The following is a 15,874-nucleotide window of genomic DNA, read 5'->3' on the forward strand; positions in this document are numbered from 1 at the left end:
CCCCCTGTTCGAGCGAAGTCGAGGATGTGGGGGAGCGTCCTGCTGCGGCTGTTCTTCGTGTTCGCCCTGCCCGCGCTGCTCGTCGCCGTCTGGTGGCTCGCGTCCGACAACAGCACGGACGTGTTCTGGCCGCCCCTGCGCACGATCATGCGGACCTTCCCGGAGGTGTGGACCGGCGATCGCCTCAGGGACGACGTCCTGCCCAGCGTGCTGCGGCTGACGGGCGGCTACGCGCTCGCGGCCGTCGTGGGGGTGGCGCTCGGCACGGTCATCGGCTCCTACCGGCGCGTCCGCGCGGTGTGCGAACCGGTCCTGGAGTTCCTGCGGGCGGTGCCGCCGCCGGTGCTCGTGCCGGTCATCATGCTGTTCGCGGGCATCGACGACACCATGAAGGTCACGGTGATCGCCAGCGGCTGCGTGTGGCCGATCCTCCTCAACACCGTCGAGGGCGTCCGCGCGGTCGACCCGGTGATGGCCGAGACGGCACGCTCGTACGGCATCAAGGGCCCCTCGCGCCTGACGAACCTGGTGCTGCGCTCGGCGAGCCCGCAGATCTTCGCCGGCCTGCGCCAGGCCCTGTCCATCGGCATCATCCTGATGGTCATCAGCGAGATGTTCGCGGCCAGCAACGGCCTCGGTTTCACCGTCGTCCAGTTCCAGCGCAGTTTCGCGATCCCCGGCATGTGGACCGGGATCCTCGTCCTGGGCCTGCTCGGCTTCCTGCTCTCCGTCGTCTTCCAGCTGGTCGAGCGACGGGTCCTGGCCTGGTATCACGGCCTGCGCGCGGCGGCCCGGCGGTCCCCGTGAGTTACCCGAAAGGGCGGTCCATGCTTGACGTACGCGGCCTGAAGAAGGTCTACGAGGGGTCCGGCCGGCGGGTGGAGGCGGTGCGCGACCTCACCTTCACCGTCGAGGCCGGCGAACTCGTCTGCCTCGTCGGACCGTCGGGCTGCGGCAAGACGACCCTGCTGAAGTGCATGGGCGGACTGCTGACCCCGACCAGCGGCGAAGTCCTCCTGGAGGGGCACAAGGTGAACGGCCCGCCGCCCGGGATGGCGTTCGTCTTCCAGGAGTACGGACGCAGCCTCTTCCCCTGGATGCGGGTCGCACAGAACGTCGAACTGCCGCTGAAACAGAAGGGCTTGAGTGCGTCGCGGCGCCGGGAGCTGGTCGCGGACGCGCTGCGGTCGGTCGGGCTCGCGGACGCCGCCGACGCCTACCCGTGGCAGCTGTCCGGCGGCATGCAGCAGCGGGTCGCCATCGCCCGCGCCCTGGCGTACGAGCCCCGGGTGCTGCTGATGGACGAGCCGTTCGCGGCGGTGGACGCGCAGACCCGCGCCGACCTGGAGGACCTCGTCCGGGGACTGTGGCGGCAGCGCGGGATCACGATCCTGTTCGTCACCCACGACATCGACGAGGCCGTGTACCTGGGCGAGCGGGTGGTCGTCCTGTCCGCCTCCCCGACCGTGGTGCAGGAGCAGCTGAAGGTCGACCTGCCGGACGACCGGGACCAGTTGCACACCCGGGTCGCCCCGCGCTTCGCCGAGTTGCGGACCCATGTGTACGAGCAGATCCAGGCGGCGAAGCGCGGGGCGGCTGTTGCCAAGACGGACCCGCCGCCACCTCCCTGAACGGGGCTGCGAGGGCCCCGTTTTCGTGGTCGCCCGCGCCTCTCCTCAGCCGCGGGCCGCCCACAGACCGCGGACGTGGCCGAGATGGCGGGTCATGACGTCGTGCACCGCGTCCGTGTCGCGGGCCAGCAGGGCGTCGAGGAGTTCGAGGTGCTCCTCGGCGGAGCCCAGCAGGCGGCCCCCCTCCAGCAGCGCGGTGAGACCGTAGAGCCGGGAGCGCCCCCGCAGGTCGCCGACCACCTCGACGAGGTGCTGGTTGCCCGCCAGGGCGAGCAAGCCGAGGTGGAAACGCGTGTCGGCCTCGACGTAGGCGATGAGGTCACCGGCCACCGCGGCGTGCACGATCTCCCGGGCGGCCGGGCGCAGCGCCTCCAGCGAGACCGGGTCGGCGGTGCGGGCCAGCTCCACCACCGTGGGGATCTCGACGAGCGCGCGGATGTGGGTGTACTCGTCGAGCTGTTTCTCGGAGACGGCCGTGACCCGGAAGCCCTTGTTGGGGACGGTGTCGACCAGGCCCTCCTTGGCCAGGTCCAGCATCGCCTCGCGCACCGGCGTCGCGGAGACGCCGAAGCGGGCGGCGAGCGTGGGCGCCGAGTACACGTCGCCCGGGCGCAGCTCACCGGCGATCAGCGCGGCCCGCAGCGCGTCCGCGACCCGCTCGCGGTAGCTGCTCTTCTTGCCGCCCAGCACCGGCAGGGCGGGGGCGGCGGCGGACGGGGCGCTGGTGCGCTGGGCGGCGGCCAAGGGGTTTCTCCTAGCTGTGCAATGTCACGCGTCACCGGTCATTGTCCTCGACGTCCAGACCTCCATACCTCCAGACGTCTAGAGGACGAACCCGGCCGGGAAGGGGTCGGTCGGATCGAGCAGGTACTGGGCGGTGCCGGTGATCCAGGCGCGCCCGGTGAAGCTGGGCAGGACGGCGGGGAGCCCGGCGACCTCCGTGGTGCCGAGGAGGCGGCCCGTGAACTGTGTCCCGATGAAGGACTCGTTCACGAACTCGGTGTGCAGGGGCAGTTCGCCGCGCGCGTGGAGTTGCGCCATGCGCGCGCTGGTTCCGGTCCCGCAGGGTGAGCGGTCGAACCAGCCGGGGTGGATCGCCATCGCGTGCCGTGAGTGGCGGGCGGTGGCGCCGGGCGCGTACAGGTGGACGTGGTGGCAGCCGCGGATGGAGGGGTCCTCGGGGTGGACGGGCTCCCCCTCGGCGTTGATCGCGTCCATGAGGAACAGACCCGCCTTGAGGATGTCGTCCTTGCGGGCGCGGTCGAAGGGCAGCTGGAACTGCTCCAGCGGCAGGACGGCGTAGAAGTTGCCGCCGTAGGCCAGGTCGTAGGTCACCGTGCGGCCGTCGGCGAGGGTGATCTTGCGGTCGAGGCCGACGGCGAAGGACGGGACGTTGTGGAGGGTGACGGCCTTGGCGGCGCCGTCCTCCACCGTCACCTCGGCGACGACCGGGCCGGCGGGGGTGTCGAGGCGGATGGTGGTGACCGGCTCGACGACCTCGACCATCCCGGTCTCGACGAGCACGGTCGCCACCCCGATCGTGCCGTGTCCGCACATGGGCAGATAGCCCGAGACCTCGATGTAGACGACGCCCCAGTCGCAGTCGGGGCGGGTGGGCGGCTGGAGGATGGCGCCGCTCATCGCCGCGTGACCGCGCGGCTCGTTCATCAGGAGCTGCTTGATGTCGTCGCGGTGCTCGCGGAAGTACAGGCGCCGCTCGTTCATGGTCGCGCCGGGGATCGTGCCGATGCCGCCGGTGATCACTCGGGTGGGCATGCCCTCGGTGTGCGAGTCGACGGCGTGCAGGACGAGTTTGCTGCGCATGACGCTCCTGGTGGACGTGACGGACCGATGGGGACTGCTACGCGAGCCCGGCCGCGACCGCCTTCTCGGTGGCGGCGCGGACCGCGGCCTCCTGCTCGGGCAGCAGTGGGACGCGCGGCGGGCGCACCGGGCCGCCGTGACGGCCGACGATGTCCATGGACAACTTGATGGCCTGCACGAACTCGACCTTGGAGTCCCAGCGCAGCAGCGGGTGCAACTGCTCGTACAGCTTCCTGGCCGTGCCCAGGTCGCCGCCGACGGCCGCGCGGTACAGGGCGACGCTCGCGGCGGGCAGTGCGTTCGGGTAGCCGGCCACCCAGCCCTTGGCGCCGGCCACGGCGAGCTCCAGCAGGACGTCGTCGGCGCCGATCAACAGGTCCAGTTCGGGGACGAGTTCGGCGAGTTGGTAGGCGCGGCGGACGTCGCCGGAGAATTCCTTGACGGCGTGGATGTAGCCCTCGCCGTGCAGGGTGGCGAGCAGTTCGGGCACCAGGTCGACCTTGGTGTCGATGGGGTTGTTGTAGGCGACGACCGGCACGCCGGCCTCGGCGACCTCGGCGTAGTGGGCGAGGACGGAGCGCTCGTCGGCGCGGTAGGCGTTGGGCGGCAGGAGCATCACGGCGGCGCAGCCCGCGTCGCGCGCCTGCTCGGCCCAGCGGCGGGCCTCGGCGGATCCGTAGGCGGCGACGCCCGGCATGACGCGTTCGCCGCCGACGGCGGCCACGGCCGTCTCGACGACCTTGGACCGCTCCTCGGGGGTCAGCACCTGGTACTCGCCCAGGGAGCCGTTCGGTACGACGCCGTCGCAGCCGTTCTCGATAAGCCAGGCGCAGTGTTCGGCGTACCTGCCGTGGTCGACACGGAGGTCGGCCCGCAGCGGGAGGGCGGTGGCGACGAGGACGCCGCGCCAGGGGCGAGTCTCGGTGGTGGTCATCCGGGGTCCCATCTGAATAGGGTGTGACATTTTACTGAGTGGTTTTACCGAGCGGTCCAGGTCTGCAACAGCGGGCTGGGGTGGGCTCAGTCCTCCTCGGACTCTCCGGCGCGCGCCAGCACCCCGAGCGGCACCGGCCGGGCGAACGGCCGCCGGGACAGGGTGAGTTCGCACCCGGTGAGTCCCGCGACCGCGGGCCCGCACACCCGGCCCTGGCACCAGCCCATCCCGGCGCGCGTCAGCAGCTTCACGGTGCGCAGGTCGCCGGCGCCGAGGTCCGCCACGGCCGCACGGACCGCGCCGCCGGTGACCTCCTCGCAGCGGCAGACGACGGTGTCGTCGGTGACCTGCTCGGTCCAGTGCGCGGGCGGGGCGTACACACGCTCCAGCGCGGCGGAGAAGGCCCGCAGCCGGGTGCGGGTCCGCGCGGCCGCCGCCCAGGCTCGCGGGTCGGGCTCGGTGCCGTGCAGACGGGCCGCGGCGGAGCGGCCCGCGATGTGTCCCTCGGCGAGGGACAGGTCCGAGCCGCCGATGCCGGTGGTCTCGCCCGCCGCCCACACGCCGGGGACGCCGGTGCGCTGCTCGTCGTCGACGTGGACGTTCAGCCCGTCGAGAGGGCAGCCCAGGGTGTCGGCGAGGTCGGTGTGCGGCAGCATGCCGTGGCCGACGGCGAGGGTGTCGCAGGGAATGCGCCGCCCGGTGCCGGGCCGCACGCGCCCTTCCGCGTCGAGCGCTGCGACGGTCACCGCCTCCAGCCGCTCGGTGCCGTGCGCCTCGACGACGGCATGCCGCGCGAGGAGCCGCACGTGGTGGCGCAGCAACCGGGTCGCGTACCGGGCGCCTTCGGCGGCCTTGCCCGGCTGGGCGGCCAGTGCGCGGGACTGCCGCAGGAACGCCGTGGGGCCGGCGGACTCGACCAGCGCGGTCACCTCCACCGCGGCGGCGGCGAGGCCGGTCGCCACGGGCAGGAGCAGTGGCCCCGTCCCGGCGACGACTGCGGTACGGCCGGACACCGCGAGGGCGCCCTTGAGCATGGCCTGGGCGCCGCCCGCGCTGATGACTCCGGGGAGGGTCCAGCCAGGGAAGGGCAGCACCTTCTCGTAGCCGCCGGTGGCGAGGAGGACGGCGTCGGCGCGGACCTCGACCGGGTCCTCCTGGCCGGGGCCGAGCAGGGCGTGGACGGTGAAGCCGTGGTCGCGTCGCTCCACGAACCAGACGTGATGGCCCGTCAGGTGCCGTACGGCGCCTGTCTTCACGTGGGTTCGCAGGCCGTCCCGCAGTCGCTCCCAGGTGCGCCACCGGTGGTGCAGGGCCTGCGGGCGGCGGGCGCGCAGTGCGGCGGCGGGCCGGCGGTAGAACTGCCCGCCAGCCTCCGCGGCCGAGTCGAGCAGCGTGACGCGTACTCCTCGCGCCGCCGCCGCGAGGGTGGCGGCGAGCCCGGCCGGACCCGCGCCGATCACCGCGAGATGCGGTACGGCCGCTTCCCGTTCCCGGTCAGTCATCGTGGCCCGTCCCCTCCTGCGTGCGGATGGCGTCGCCCGGGTGCAAGGGCATCAGGCAAGCGCGTTGGTTCGGGTGGTCGTTGACGGTCACCAGGCAGTCGAAGCAGATGCCGATCCCGCAGAAGACGCCGCGCGGGCGGCCCTCGCCGCGGGTGGTGCGCCAGGAGGTGACACCGGCCGCCCAGAGCGCGGCGGCGACGGTCTGTCCCGGCAGTGCCTCGATCTCGCGGCCGTCCAGGGTGACCGTGAAGGCGGGACCCGGGCGGGCCCCGGCCAGGTCCAGGGGAGATTTCACGCGGTCTCCTCGGTGAAGCGGTCGGGCCGGAAGGGCGTCAGGTCCAGGTCGGGCGTCTTCGCGGTCAGCGCCTGCGCGATCAGGTGCCCGGTGCCGGTGGCGAGGCCGATGCCCGCGCCTTCGTGGCCGCAGGCGTGGTGCAGGCCGGGGACGCGGGGGTCGGGGCCGATGGCGGGCAGGTGGTCGGGCAGATAGGGGCGGAAGCCGAGGTAGGCGCGCAGGGCGCGGACGTCGGAGAGGAACGGGAACAGCCGGGTCGCGCCCGCCGCCAGGGCTCGTGCGACCGGCAGCGAGAACGTCCGGTCGAAGCCGACCCGTTCCCGGCTCGCGCCGATCAGGATCGGACCGGCGGCCGTCCCCTCGACGACCGGTGAGGTCTGCAGGGCCGCCGAGTCGCTGGCCACGTCGGCCACGTAGTCGGCGGCGTACACCTTGTGGCGGACCATGCGCGGGAGCGGTTCGGTGACCAGCACGAAGCCGCGGCGCGGGAGCACGGGCAGGGACGTTCCCGCGAGGCCGGCCAGGTCGGAGCCCCACGTGCCGGCCGCGTTGACGACCGCGGGGGCGTGGATGTCGCCCCGGTCGGTGGCAACTCCGCGCACGGCTCCGTCCGGGGTGCGCGGAACGGCGGTCACGGTCCGGCCGGTGAGCAGGCGGGCGCCCGACGCGCGGAGCAGGTGGGCGGCGGCCAGGGCGGGCATCACCTGGCTGTCCTGGGGGTAGTGGACGGCGCCCGGCAGGCCCGGAGCGAGGTGGGGTTCGAGGTCGTACAACGCGTCGCCCCCGACCAGTTCGGCGACGACTCCGGCAGCACGCTGCCCTTCGGCGAAACGCTCCAGCGCGGTGAGTCCGCCGGGTGAAGAGGCCACGACGACACCACCCTTGGCCTCGTACTCGACGAGCCTGCCGAATTCCTCGGCGAGTTCGCCCCACAGGCGGCCGGACAGCAGCGCGAGTTCCAGCTCCGGCCCCGGTTCCTTGTCGGAGACCAGAAGGTTGCCCTCCCCGCCGCCGGTCGTGCCGCCGGCCACCGGTCCACGGTCGACGACGGTGACGTCGAGGCCGGCCCGGGCCGCGTACAGGGCGCAGGCGGCGCCGACCATTCCCGCTCCGACGACCACGACATCGCAGGTCAGTCGCTTGCTCACGGCAGTACTATGTCACATACCGCCGCATCGGGGAACGAGGCCGTCACGCGGAGAACACACGTATCGACGGGCATGGACACGCAGGGCATGGACACGCAGGGCACAGGCAGGGCACACGTAGGGCAAACGCTTGACGAGGCACCGTCGGCGACCTGAACGCCGACGGTGCCCGTCAGACCTCGGGGACGGGCACCACGCTGAGGTGGCTCGCCGGACGGCGCGCACGCACCGCCCGTCGTGCCGGGGGCGCCGCGCGGCGGGCGGGGCGCAGGACCAGCGTCAGCCGGCTGTAGCCCATGTCCGCCAGGGTCCTCGGCGTCTCGTCGACGACCCGGCACTCGGTGACGCCCCAGCGCGGGTCGGGGTGCTTCAGCGGGCGGACCGCGCCGTCCAGCGCGACGGCCTGCTCCCCGACCGCGCGGATCCAGTGCGGCAGTCCCTGCCGGTAGGCGGCCTCCATGATCGGATCCTGGGCGATGTCCCGGCGGATCGACTGGAGTCCGTGGTCGTGGCCGTGTCGCTCCACGGCAGCGGCGAAGTGCGCCAGCATCGGCAGGCACCAGCGCGACTCGTGTTCGCCCAGGACCTGGCTCGCGTCCGGGTGGAAGAGGACGAATCTCAGGAAGTTGTCGTCGGGCATCGCCGTCGGATGGGGGCCCACGCCGCCGAAGAGTGACGCGAAAGCGGTGTTGGCCAGGACGACGTCCCAGCGGTGGTCGAGGACGACGGAGGGAAAGGAGACGGCCTCCAGAAGCGTGGCGTAGTCCTGGAGATACGCCTGGGCCTCAAGACTCTCGGGGACGGGCCGCGGTACCGACCGCTGCCCACCTGCCTGATACGCCATCGGGAGGTCACCCCTCTTGCCTATGCGGCCTTCTCGCGGCGGTGTTGATCCTGCTGCCCCGACACAAGTCGTGTCAACTATCGTGGCATTCCACGGCTGTTGACGGCTGAAATTGGCCACAGTTGTGGCGAGACCTGGATGTAAGTTCGAACAACCGGCTACTCTCCGGGATGTTCACGGCAACCGCTTGTGAGAAGCCAGTGAGAAACGTAGGAGATCTGTCGGTGTCGGAAGGCTTCGAGGGTCCGGGCGACGTGGCGTCGACTGTGCTGCCGGCCGTCGTCGCCCGCGTCACCGCGCTCGCGGGCCGGCTCGGCGTGCCGCACGCGGAGGTCTTCGACACCGGCCGCCTCTCGGTCGCCTCCGGCGTGACCGAACCGGTGGTCAAGGCCCTGCTGAGCGGCCGGCGCGCGGGTGAGCCCGACGTACAGGCGCGTTTCCTGCAACGCCTGGACCTGCTGCGCCGCACCCGGCTCAAGCCGAACGGGCGCAAGTACACCCAGCAGGAGATCGCCGACGGCGCCGGCATGTCCCGGCAGCAGGCCGGAGCGCTCATCAACGGCGACCGGCGCCCCACCATGGAGCACTGCGACGCCATCCAGCGCTTCTTCCGGGTACACGCCGGCTTCCTCACCGCCGAGGACCCCGAGGCGCTGGCGGGCACGCTGCAGCGCACCGAACAGGAACTCCTGCAGAAGCTCGCCGACCGTGAGCGGGAGGCGGCCGCGGCCGCCGTCGATCCGCTGGAGCGGCTGTTGCAGGACCACGGCGTCCGCGGGATCGCCTGGCGGGCCGCACAGCTGCCCACCGACCAGCACCGCGACAAGGTGGCGGAGTGGCTGGACATGCTCTTGGAGAGTGTCAAGCGGCCCGAGTCGTGATCCGGGGGAGAACTGTGGGCATCGGTAAGGAAATGCGCCGCCTGTGCGGCGAGCTGGTCGCGGAGCTGACCCTTCCGGCACCGGCGCAGCCCGCGGAGCTGTACGGCGCCCTGTGCGACGGGATGAGCAGACGGCGCGGCCGCCCGGTCCATTTCCGTACGTCCGCCTTCCCGCCCGGCACGGCCAGCGGACTGTGGCTCGACATGGCCGACCAGGACCTCGTGGTGATCGAGGAACGCACCGCGCCCGACCACCAGTTGGTGATCCTCGGCCACGAGCTGTGGCACATGAAGGCCGGGCACTGCAGCCATCACGTCGAGGGGGCGGCGGTCGCGGCCCGTTTACTGTGCGACGACGCGGACCTGCAGGCGACCGTACTGAAGGTGGCCGCCCGCAGCCGCTTCGACCAGGCCGACGAGAGGGAGGCCGAACGCTTCGGACTGCTCCTCGCCAGCAAGTGCCGCACCTGGCTCGCCGGTTCGTCCCTGCGGGGCCCGGTGCAGCGCGATCATCTGGCGGGCCGGATCGAGGCGTCCCTCGGATACCTGGGCCCGCAGGGCTGAAGAGCGAACCGCGGGCGATCGCGCGTTGGTTCAGGTCGCGCTGCGTTCGCTGGCTTCGCGCAGGCCGCGTTCCACAGCGCGGCTGCGGGCGGTGTCCGGGCGGCCGGCGGAGCTGCCGGGCCGGCCGGAGCGGAGCAGGTCGCGCCAGTGTTCGCGGCTCCAGTGGGCCGGTTCCGTGCCGGCGGTGAACTCCTCGACCAGGGATACGAACCGGGCGGGGTCGGTGTGGAACGGGAAGTGGCCGGCCTGCTCGAAGATCTCCAGACGGCTGCCCGGCATCGCCTCGTGCGCGCCGTACGCGTGCCGTACGGGCACCACGCTGTCCCGGTCGCCCCACAGCAGCATGGTCGGCATGCCTTCGGTGAGATAGCAGCGGTCGAGCATGGTCACGACCTGGCCGCGCCAGTCGACGACCGCGCGCAGGGTGCGGATGAAGGCGTTGCGGGAGGTCTCGTCGGGCAGCGCGTCGACGAGGGTGAGCAGTTCGGGGGCGTCCTGGCCGAGGTCGGTGTCGAGGAGCTTCATCAGGCGTACGGCGAGACCGACGTGCAGACGCATGCCGGGCAGGCGCAGGCCGGCGAGCATGAGGTGGGCGCCGGGCAGGGACACCATCCGCAGCACGGGGTTGACCTCGCGGCCGACGCCGCCGGCGCTGACCAGGATGAGCCGTTCGGTGCGCTCGGGGAACTGGTAGGCGAACTGCATCGCCACGCCTCCGCCCAGCGAGTGCCCGACAAGGGTCGCGGACTCGATGCCGAGGGTGGTGAGCAGGTCGCGCACGCCGTTGGCGTAGGCGGCGACCGAGTAGTCGGCGCGCGGTTTGTCCGAGTCGCCGTGGCCGAGGAGGTCGGGGGCGATCACGGTGTGGGTGCGGGCGAGGTCCGGGATCAGTTCGGCCCAGGTCGCCGAGGAGTCGCCGATGCCGTGGATGAGCACCAGCGCGGGTCCCTCGCCGGCCACGCGGAAGGCACGGCGGTAGCCGTGTACGACCCGGTACTGCAACTCGAGTTCTGCGTCGCCCACCGAGCGCAGCCGTACGGTGCGCGCGGGGTGACGTCGCGGGGCGTCGACCACGCGCTCGCCTCCCGTTCCCCGGCCGCGTCTCAGCGGCCGGGAGTCCTTCACTCGAAAGCCCTTCACCCCAGCGTAGGGGCGCATTCCCCCCGGGGATTTCGGTGAGGTTTCGCCTCCGCTAAGCGGGCGAACCGACCCGTGACGGGGCCGGATTGTCAGTGGTGGGCGGCAAGCTGGAAGTGTGCCCCGTCCGGGGGCGCGACCGACGACGCCGACATGGGGAGAGCCGCGCGATGCCCACCGCTGTACTGACCGACCGTGAGCGCACCGCCGTACAGGCCTATCTGCGGCTGCTGCACACCGTGCGAGCGGCTTTCGACGTGGAGTCCGGTCCGCCGGAGACCGCTCGACCGCCTGTCGTTGCGCCCGCCGTGCTCGCCGAGGCGGAACAGGCCCTGGCCCGGGCGGGGCTGGCGGGCAACGAGGAGGCGTTCTTCCGGCTGCTGCACACCTGGTGCCCGCCTCAGTCGTAGCGCGGAAGGTGCCGGTCGTGCCGCATGAGGGCCTCAGTCGTGCGGCACGGCGACCGCCGTCGCCACCAGCCCCCGCCGGACGGTCCAGCGGCCCTGGAACTGCCCGAGCCGCCGGCCGCCCACCGAGGGCCCCGGCACGAGGAGTTCGGCGCGGAAGGTGCCGCTCATCCGCTCGCCGGAGTCGGGGACGGAGTCGGAGATGGCGTCGGGGCCGAGGCCGATGGGCCCGGCGGGCCGTCCGACGGCGAACTCGATGTCGGCCTCCTCGAAGCCGAGCCACTTCCCGGTGAGGGGGAACCACGCCTTGTAGACGGACTCCTTGGCGCTGAACAGGAGCCGGTCCCAGTGGATGCCGGGGTGGTCCCGGGCGAGCCGGGGCAGCCGGTCCAACTCGGCGGGCAGCGCCACCGAGGGCAGGACGCCGTCCGGGAGCGGCCCCTCGGGTTCGGCGTCGATGCCCAGCGAGGCCAGATCGGTAGTGCGGACCAGGGCGGCGGCGCAGTATCCGTCGCAGTGGGTCATGCTGCCGGTGAGGCCGGCCGGCCAGCGCGGGGCGCCGCGTTCCCCGGGCAGGACGGGCTGCGGCGGCACGCCGAGCTTCTCCATCGCCCGGCGGGCACAGCCGCGTACGGCGGCGAACTCGCGGCGCCGCTTGGCCACCGCCTTCACCATGACGGCCTCTTCCTCGGGGTACAGCAGCGCGTTCACCGACTCGTCGTGGCCGTACGCCTCCACGGCCACCACGGTGGCGGGCAGCAGTTCCTCGATCATCGCGCCACGGCCTCCCTCGGCATGATCCGGCGCAACCGCCCCGGCGCCTCGGAGCGTTCGCGCCACTCGCGGGGGTAGCCCACGGACACCTCTTCGAAGCGGACGCCCTCGTGCCAGGTGGTCCGCGGGATGTGGAGATGGCCGTAGACCATGGTCTCGACGCGGAATCTGCGATGCCAGTCGGCCGTGCGGCTGGTGCCGCACCACATGGCGAACTCGGGGTGCCACAGGACGTCCGTGGGGTGCCGGTCCAGCGGGTAGTGGTTGACGAGGATGGTGGGAAGGCCGTCGGGCAGGGCGCCGAGTCTGCGTTCGGTCTCGGTGACCCGGGCCCGGCACCAGGCCTCGCGGGACGGGTACGGGTCGGGGTGCAGCAGGTACTCGTCGGTGCACACGATGCCCGTGCCGTGCGCGTACTGCAGTCCCTGTTCCTTGGTCGCGCAGCCGGCCGGCAGAAAGGAGTAGTCGTACAGCAGGAACAGGGGTGCGACGACGACCGGGCCGCCGGGGCCGTCCCACACCGGGTAGGGGTCCTCGGGGGTCGTCACGCCGAGTTCCCGGCACAGGGCGACCAGGTGGTCGTAGCGGGCGACGCCGCGCAGGGTGACCGGGTCCTTCGGATGGGTCCACAGTTCGTGGTTGCCGGGGGCCCACAGGACTTTGCGGAAGCGGCCGGCGAGGGTTTCCAGGGCCCAGCGGATGTCGGACACGGTCTCCGAGACGTCGCCGGCCACCAGAAGCCAGTCCTCGTCCGTCCCGGGACGCATGCGTTCGACGAGCGCGCGGTTCTCCTCGTACCCGATGTGCAGGTCGCTGATGGCCAGCAGCTGTCCGGCACCGCCGGCCGTCGACGTCACTTCTCGCCCCCTCCGAGCATCCCAGAGGACCACGAGAACACAGTCGCCCTCCCGAGGACAAGGGCTGATCGAGTCGGCCGGTCTTCGGCTCGCCACCCGGTGACGTGCTCCGGCTCAATGCGCCTGACCACGGAAGGAACCATGATCGGAAATTCCGTAACACGCGCGTTGCACGCGGCGCCCCTTCGAAGCCGTATGATCGCCCCAACACCACCCATGAACGTCCCCTCACACGGGGGCGGTTTGGTGTCCCTCCAACCACCCTGCCCGGGCACGGGCGTGCTCCGCCCTGCCCACAAACCGTGAAAGGCGGCCTGCATGGTCTCTCGCGTACGCGTCTGGCTCAACCGCACGTACGCGGAGAACGTGTTCTTCATGGATCAGCTGCGGCGAAATCCGAGCGATCGCGCCGTCGAGATCCATGCCACGCACGGAGACGCGGACTCCCCCGTACTGGCTGCGGCCGACACCGCCGACCTGGAGCCGGAGGGCCTGTCCCCTGCGGCGTACGTCGAGTACGCGCTCGACCAGTGCGCCCGGCGCGCCATCGATGTGTTCGTGCCCCGGCTGCACCAGTCGGCGATCGTGGCACACCGCGCCGACTTCGAGGCGTCCGGTACGGCCCTGCTCGCGCCGCCGCCCGAGGCCGTGGCCGTCTTCCACGACAAGGTGATCGCCTACGAGGCCGTCCAGGCGATCGGCGCGCCGGTGCCGCCGTGGTGGCGGGTGCGCAATGCGGACGAACTCGTCGCCGCTGTCGACGAGTTGGAGGCGGACGGCCACAAGGCGTGCTTCAAGCCGGCGTCCGGCGCGGGCGGGGTGGGCTTCCGCGTGATCACGCGTACCCCCTTCTCGCTCATGCACCTGAACGGCTTCCCGAGCCCCTACGTCCCGATGGACCTGGTGCTGGGGGCCCTCAAGGAGGCCGACGACCAGGACGAGCCGGTCGACTGGCTGGTCATGCCGAGGCTGGAGCAGCCGGAGGTGTCGGTGGACTGCCTCACCGGCCCCGACAACCGCATCCGGATGGCCGTGGGCCGTACGAAGAACGGCCGCCGGCGTGGGTTCACGCTGCACGAGCAGTGGCTGGAGCCGGCGCGGCGGATCGCGGAGGGCTTCGGGCTGCACTACCTGTCCAACATCCAGTTCCGGATGTACGGCGACACGCCCGTCCTCATGGACGTGAACACCCGTCCGGCGGGCGGGCTGCACCAGCTGTCCCTGTGCGGCGTCAACGCCCCTTGGGCGGCCGTGCAGTTGGCGCTCGGCGAGGACCCGGGCGAGATCGTTCCGCCGTTCCTGGGGCAGGACTACACGGTGGTGTCGGGCCCGCGTCAGCTGCGGCCGGTGTCTCTCCCGCAGCAGCGCGCGGAGGTCCACGAGCCGCTGCCGGCGGTCTCGGCGCCGGCCCCGCAGTCGGCGGAGCCGGTCCCCACGGAGTCCGGCACCACGGCTTCCGCGACGGCTTCGGCTACGGCCTCGGCCTCGGCGATCGCACCGGCTTAGTCCTCGCCGTTGCGCGCCCGCGGGCCGCTGTTCGCAGGTCTCGTCCACCCGGCCGGGCGGCCCCGGTACCCGGCCGGCTCCGCGAGCCGGTGCGGCTAGCGGCGCTGCGGCTGCCGGCTCGGGTGTGCGGGCGGACCGGATGCGGCCGGGCCCCGATGGTGCCGGACCAGTCGCCGCGCCCGGGGGCGGACGGTCGAGGACCTCGGCGCGATGACGTCGGGGTCCCGGTCCGTACGGCGGTGCGGCGAGGACGTGGCGACCAGTGGGCGGACAGGGCCGGCACCTCAGAAGCGGCCCGACCCGCGGTACAGCTCCAGCTCTCCGTCCAGCTCGACCGCGAGGACCGTGGCGTACGGATCGAGGTCGGCCGTCGCGGGAGGGTCGATCCACACCACGCCGACGGCCTCGTGGAGTCCGCCGACCACGCGATGGGCGAGTTCGGTGCCGGTGCCGAGGACGGTGACCTTGCGGACCGGCGTGACCAGGCCGCGTACCCCGATCTCGGCGCGCGGGATGTCGTACAGGGTGAGGTAGAGGGTGCGGCGGTCGGCGGAGAGGGTGCTGGGTCCGTAGTGGTGCCCGGCCGGCAGCCCGCGCACCGTCCCGTACACGGCCTCGGCGTGCTTGCGGATCCACTCCCCCAGACCTTCCAGGCGCTCGGCCTGCGGCTCGGGGATGGTGCCGTCCTCCATCGGGCCGACGTCGAGAAGGAGGTTGCCGCCCCCGCCGATGGTCTCCGTGAAGTAGCGGATCAGCTGGGTGAGCGACTTGTGGTTGTGGTCATGGTGCTGGTAGCCCCACGAGTCGTTGATCGTCAGGCACAACTCCCAGGGCCCGTCCGGGGGTTCGATGGGGGCGCCTTGTTCGGGGGTGGCGTAGTCGCCCTCGCCGAGCATGCGGGCGTTGAAGACGACGTCGGGCGAGTACGAGCGGATGAGCGCGGCGAGCTCCTGGATGCGCCACTGTTCCTCGCTGCGGTCCCACTCGCCGTCGAACCACATCAGGTCGGGGCGGTAGCGGGAGGCCAGCTCGCGGATCTGGCCGTCGCGGTAGGCGATGAACCGCTCCCAGGCGTCCAGGTCCTCGAACTCGGCCGCGACCTCCGAGTAACGGTTGTCCTCCTGCTCCGGCGGGCGGCCCGGCTTGCGGGTGCTGGCGTAGTCGGGGTGGTTCCAGTCGGAGTGCGAGTAGTACAGGCCGACCTTGAGGCCCTTCTCGCGCAGGGCGTCGGCGTAGGGGCCGATGTAGTCGCGGCCGAGGTTGAGGTCGCCGTAGGCGGTGTCCCACAGGGCGACGCCGTCGTGGTGGCGGCTGGTGAGGACGGCGTACCCGGCGCCTGCCCGGGCGAAGAGGGCGGCCCAGGCGCGCGGGTCGTAGTGGGCGCCGGTGAAGCGGTCGAGCTGGGACATGTACCGGTCGTGCGGCACGATGTCGTCGTAGAACGACCAGGACTCCTGGACGCCGTCGACGGCGTAGATCCCCCAGTGGACGAAGATCCCCAACTTGGCGTCGGTGAACCACGGCTGCATGGGCACGGCTGAACTCCTCGGCACGATCGGGGACTTCGGACA

The 15,874-nt window shown here is 72.2% G+C and carries 17 protein-coding genes; 6 read left to right on the forward strand and 11 right to left on the reverse strand.

Going from position 1 to position 15,874, the window contains the following annotated elements; genetic code table 11:
• Nucleotides 1–24 precede the first annotated feature (24 nt).
• Both ACWBNA_RS21245 and ACWBNA_RS21250 read left to right on the forward strand, forming a co-directional pair.
• Nucleotides 25–807 (forward strand): ABC transporter permease, encoded by a 783-nt coding sequence (locus ACWBNA_RS21245; protein ID WP_482706006.1) that lies wholly within the window; start codon nt 25–27, stop codon nt 805–807.
• Nucleotides 808–827: 20 nt separating this feature from the next.
• Nucleotides 828–1,631: an ABC transporter ATP-binding protein gene (locus tag ACWBNA_RS21250; RefSeq protein ID WP_482706007.1), complete on the forward strand. Its 804-nt coding sequence runs from the start codon at nt 828–830 to the stop codon at nt 1,629–1,631.
• 45 nt (nt 1,632–1,676) lie between these two features.
• On the opposite strand, the gene ACWBNA_RS21255 is transcribed toward ACWBNA_RS21250, so the two are convergent.
• The 7 genes from ACWBNA_RS21255 to ACWBNA_RS21285 form a co-directional block, all read right to left on the reverse strand.
• Nucleotides 1,677–2,375, reverse strand: a complete 699-nt coding sequence (locus ACWBNA_RS21255; RefSeq protein ID WP_482706008.1) for a GntR family transcriptional regulator — start codon at nt 2,373–2,375, stop codon at nt 1,677–1,679.
• A gap of 78 nt (nt 2,376–2,453) precedes the next feature.
• Entirely contained in the window at nt 2,454–3,455 is a 1,002-nt protein-coding gene (locus tag ACWBNA_RS21260) for a proline racemase family protein (protein WP_482706009.1), read from the reverse strand.
• 37 nt (nt 3,456–3,492) lie between these two features.
• Nucleotides 3,493–4,389 carry a dihydrodipicolinate synthase family protein gene (locus tag ACWBNA_RS21265; protein ID WP_482706010.1) on the reverse strand — a complete coding sequence of 299 codons (897 nt, stop codon included), beginning with the start codon at nt 4,387–4,389 and terminating at the stop codon, nt 3,493–3,495.
• Nucleotides 4,390–4,475: 86 nt separating this feature from the next.
• Nucleotides 4,476–5,891, reverse strand: a complete 1,416-nt coding sequence (locus tag ACWBNA_RS21270) for an FAD-dependent oxidoreductase (protein ID WP_482706011.1) — start codon at nt 5,889–5,891, stop codon at nt 4,476–4,478.
• The gene (locus ACWBNA_RS21275) at nt 5,884–6,186 is read right to left on the reverse strand and encodes a (2Fe-2S)-binding protein (RefSeq protein ID WP_482706012.1); all 303 of its coding nucleotides are present in this window, start codon (nt 6,184–6,186) and stop codon (nt 5,884–5,886) included. The genes ACWBNA_RS21270 and ACWBNA_RS21275 overlap by 8 nt, the downstream gene beginning before the upstream one ends.
• The gene (locus tag ACWBNA_RS21280; RefSeq protein WP_482706013.1) at nt 6,183–7,334 is read right to left on the reverse strand and encodes an NAD(P)/FAD-dependent oxidoreductase; all 1,152 of its coding nucleotides are present in this window, start codon (nt 7,332–7,334) and stop codon (nt 6,183–6,185) included. Before ACWBNA_RS21280 ends, ACWBNA_RS21275 begins: the two co-directional genes overlap by 4 nt.
• A gap of 172 nt (nt 7,335–7,506) precedes the next feature.
• Nucleotides 7,507–8,178: an MmyB family transcriptional regulator gene (locus tag ACWBNA_RS21285; RefSeq protein ID WP_482706014.1), complete on the reverse strand. Its 672-nt coding sequence runs from the start codon at nt 8,176–8,178 to the stop codon at nt 7,507–7,509.
• A 224-nt stretch (nt 8,179–8,402) separates the two neighbouring features.
• On the opposite strand from ACWBNA_RS21285, the gene ACWBNA_RS21290 reads away from it, so the two are divergent.
• Both ACWBNA_RS21290 and ACWBNA_RS21295 read left to right on the forward strand, forming a co-directional pair.
• Nucleotides 8,403–9,059, forward strand: coding sequence for a helix-turn-helix domain-containing protein (locus ACWBNA_RS21290; RefSeq protein ID WP_482706015.1), 657 nt, complete (start codon nt 8,403–8,405; stop codon nt 9,057–9,059).
• Nucleotides 9,060–9,091: 32 nt separating this feature from the next.
• A complete protein-coding gene (locus ACWBNA_RS21295; protein WP_482706057.1) occupies nt 9,092–9,622 on the forward strand; it encodes a toxin-antitoxin system, toxin component in 531 nt (176 codons plus the stop codon).
• A gap of 30 nt (nt 9,623–9,652) precedes the next feature.
• Here the strand turns inward: ACWBNA_RS21295 and ACWBNA_RS21300 are convergent, their stop codons facing one another.
• Entirely contained in the window at nt 9,653–10,696 is a 1,044-nt protein-coding gene (locus ACWBNA_RS21300) for an alpha/beta fold hydrolase (protein ID WP_482706016.1), read from the reverse strand.
• A gap of 233 nt (nt 10,697–10,929) precedes the next feature.
• Between ACWBNA_RS21300 and ACWBNA_RS21305 the strand changes: the two genes are divergently transcribed.
• The gene (locus ACWBNA_RS21305) at nt 10,930–11,169 is read left to right on the forward strand and encodes a hypothetical protein (protein ID WP_482706017.1); all 240 of its coding nucleotides are present in this window, start codon (nt 10,930–10,932) and stop codon (nt 11,167–11,169) included.
• Between the two features lie 33 nt (nt 11,170–11,202).
• Here ACWBNA_RS21305 and ACWBNA_RS21310 read toward each other — a convergent pair whose 3' ends face one another.
• Both ACWBNA_RS21310 and ACWBNA_RS21315 read right to left on the reverse strand, forming a co-directional pair.
• Complete coding sequence (locus ACWBNA_RS21310; protein WP_482706018.1) at nt 11,203–11,940, reverse strand: 4'-phosphopantetheinyl transferase family protein; 738 nt, start codon at nt 11,938–11,940, stop codon at nt 11,203–11,205.
• A complete protein-coding gene (locus ACWBNA_RS21315; RefSeq protein ID WP_482706019.1) occupies nt 11,937–12,797 on the reverse strand; it encodes a metallophosphoesterase family protein in 861 nt (286 codons plus the stop codon). Before ACWBNA_RS21315 ends, ACWBNA_RS21310 begins: the two co-directional genes overlap by 4 nt.
• A gap of 318 nt (nt 12,798–13,115) precedes the next feature.
• Between ACWBNA_RS21315 and ACWBNA_RS21320 the strand changes: the two genes are divergently transcribed.
• Nucleotides 13,116–14,303, forward strand: coding sequence for an ATP-grasp domain-containing protein (locus tag ACWBNA_RS21320; RefSeq protein ID WP_482706020.1), 1,188 nt, complete (start codon nt 13,116–13,118; stop codon nt 14,301–14,303).
• Nucleotides 14,304–14,587: 284 nt separating this feature from the next.
• On the opposite strand, the gene ACWBNA_RS21325 is transcribed toward ACWBNA_RS21320, so the two are convergent.
• Nucleotides 14,588–15,838 (reverse strand): alpha-L-fucosidase, encoded by a 1,251-nt coding sequence (locus ACWBNA_RS21325; protein WP_482706021.1) that lies wholly within the window; start codon nt 15,836–15,838, stop codon nt 14,588–14,590.
• Nucleotides 15,839–15,874: the final 36 nt, after the last annotated feature.

The organism is Streptomyces sp. Q2, assembly GCF_056820935.1.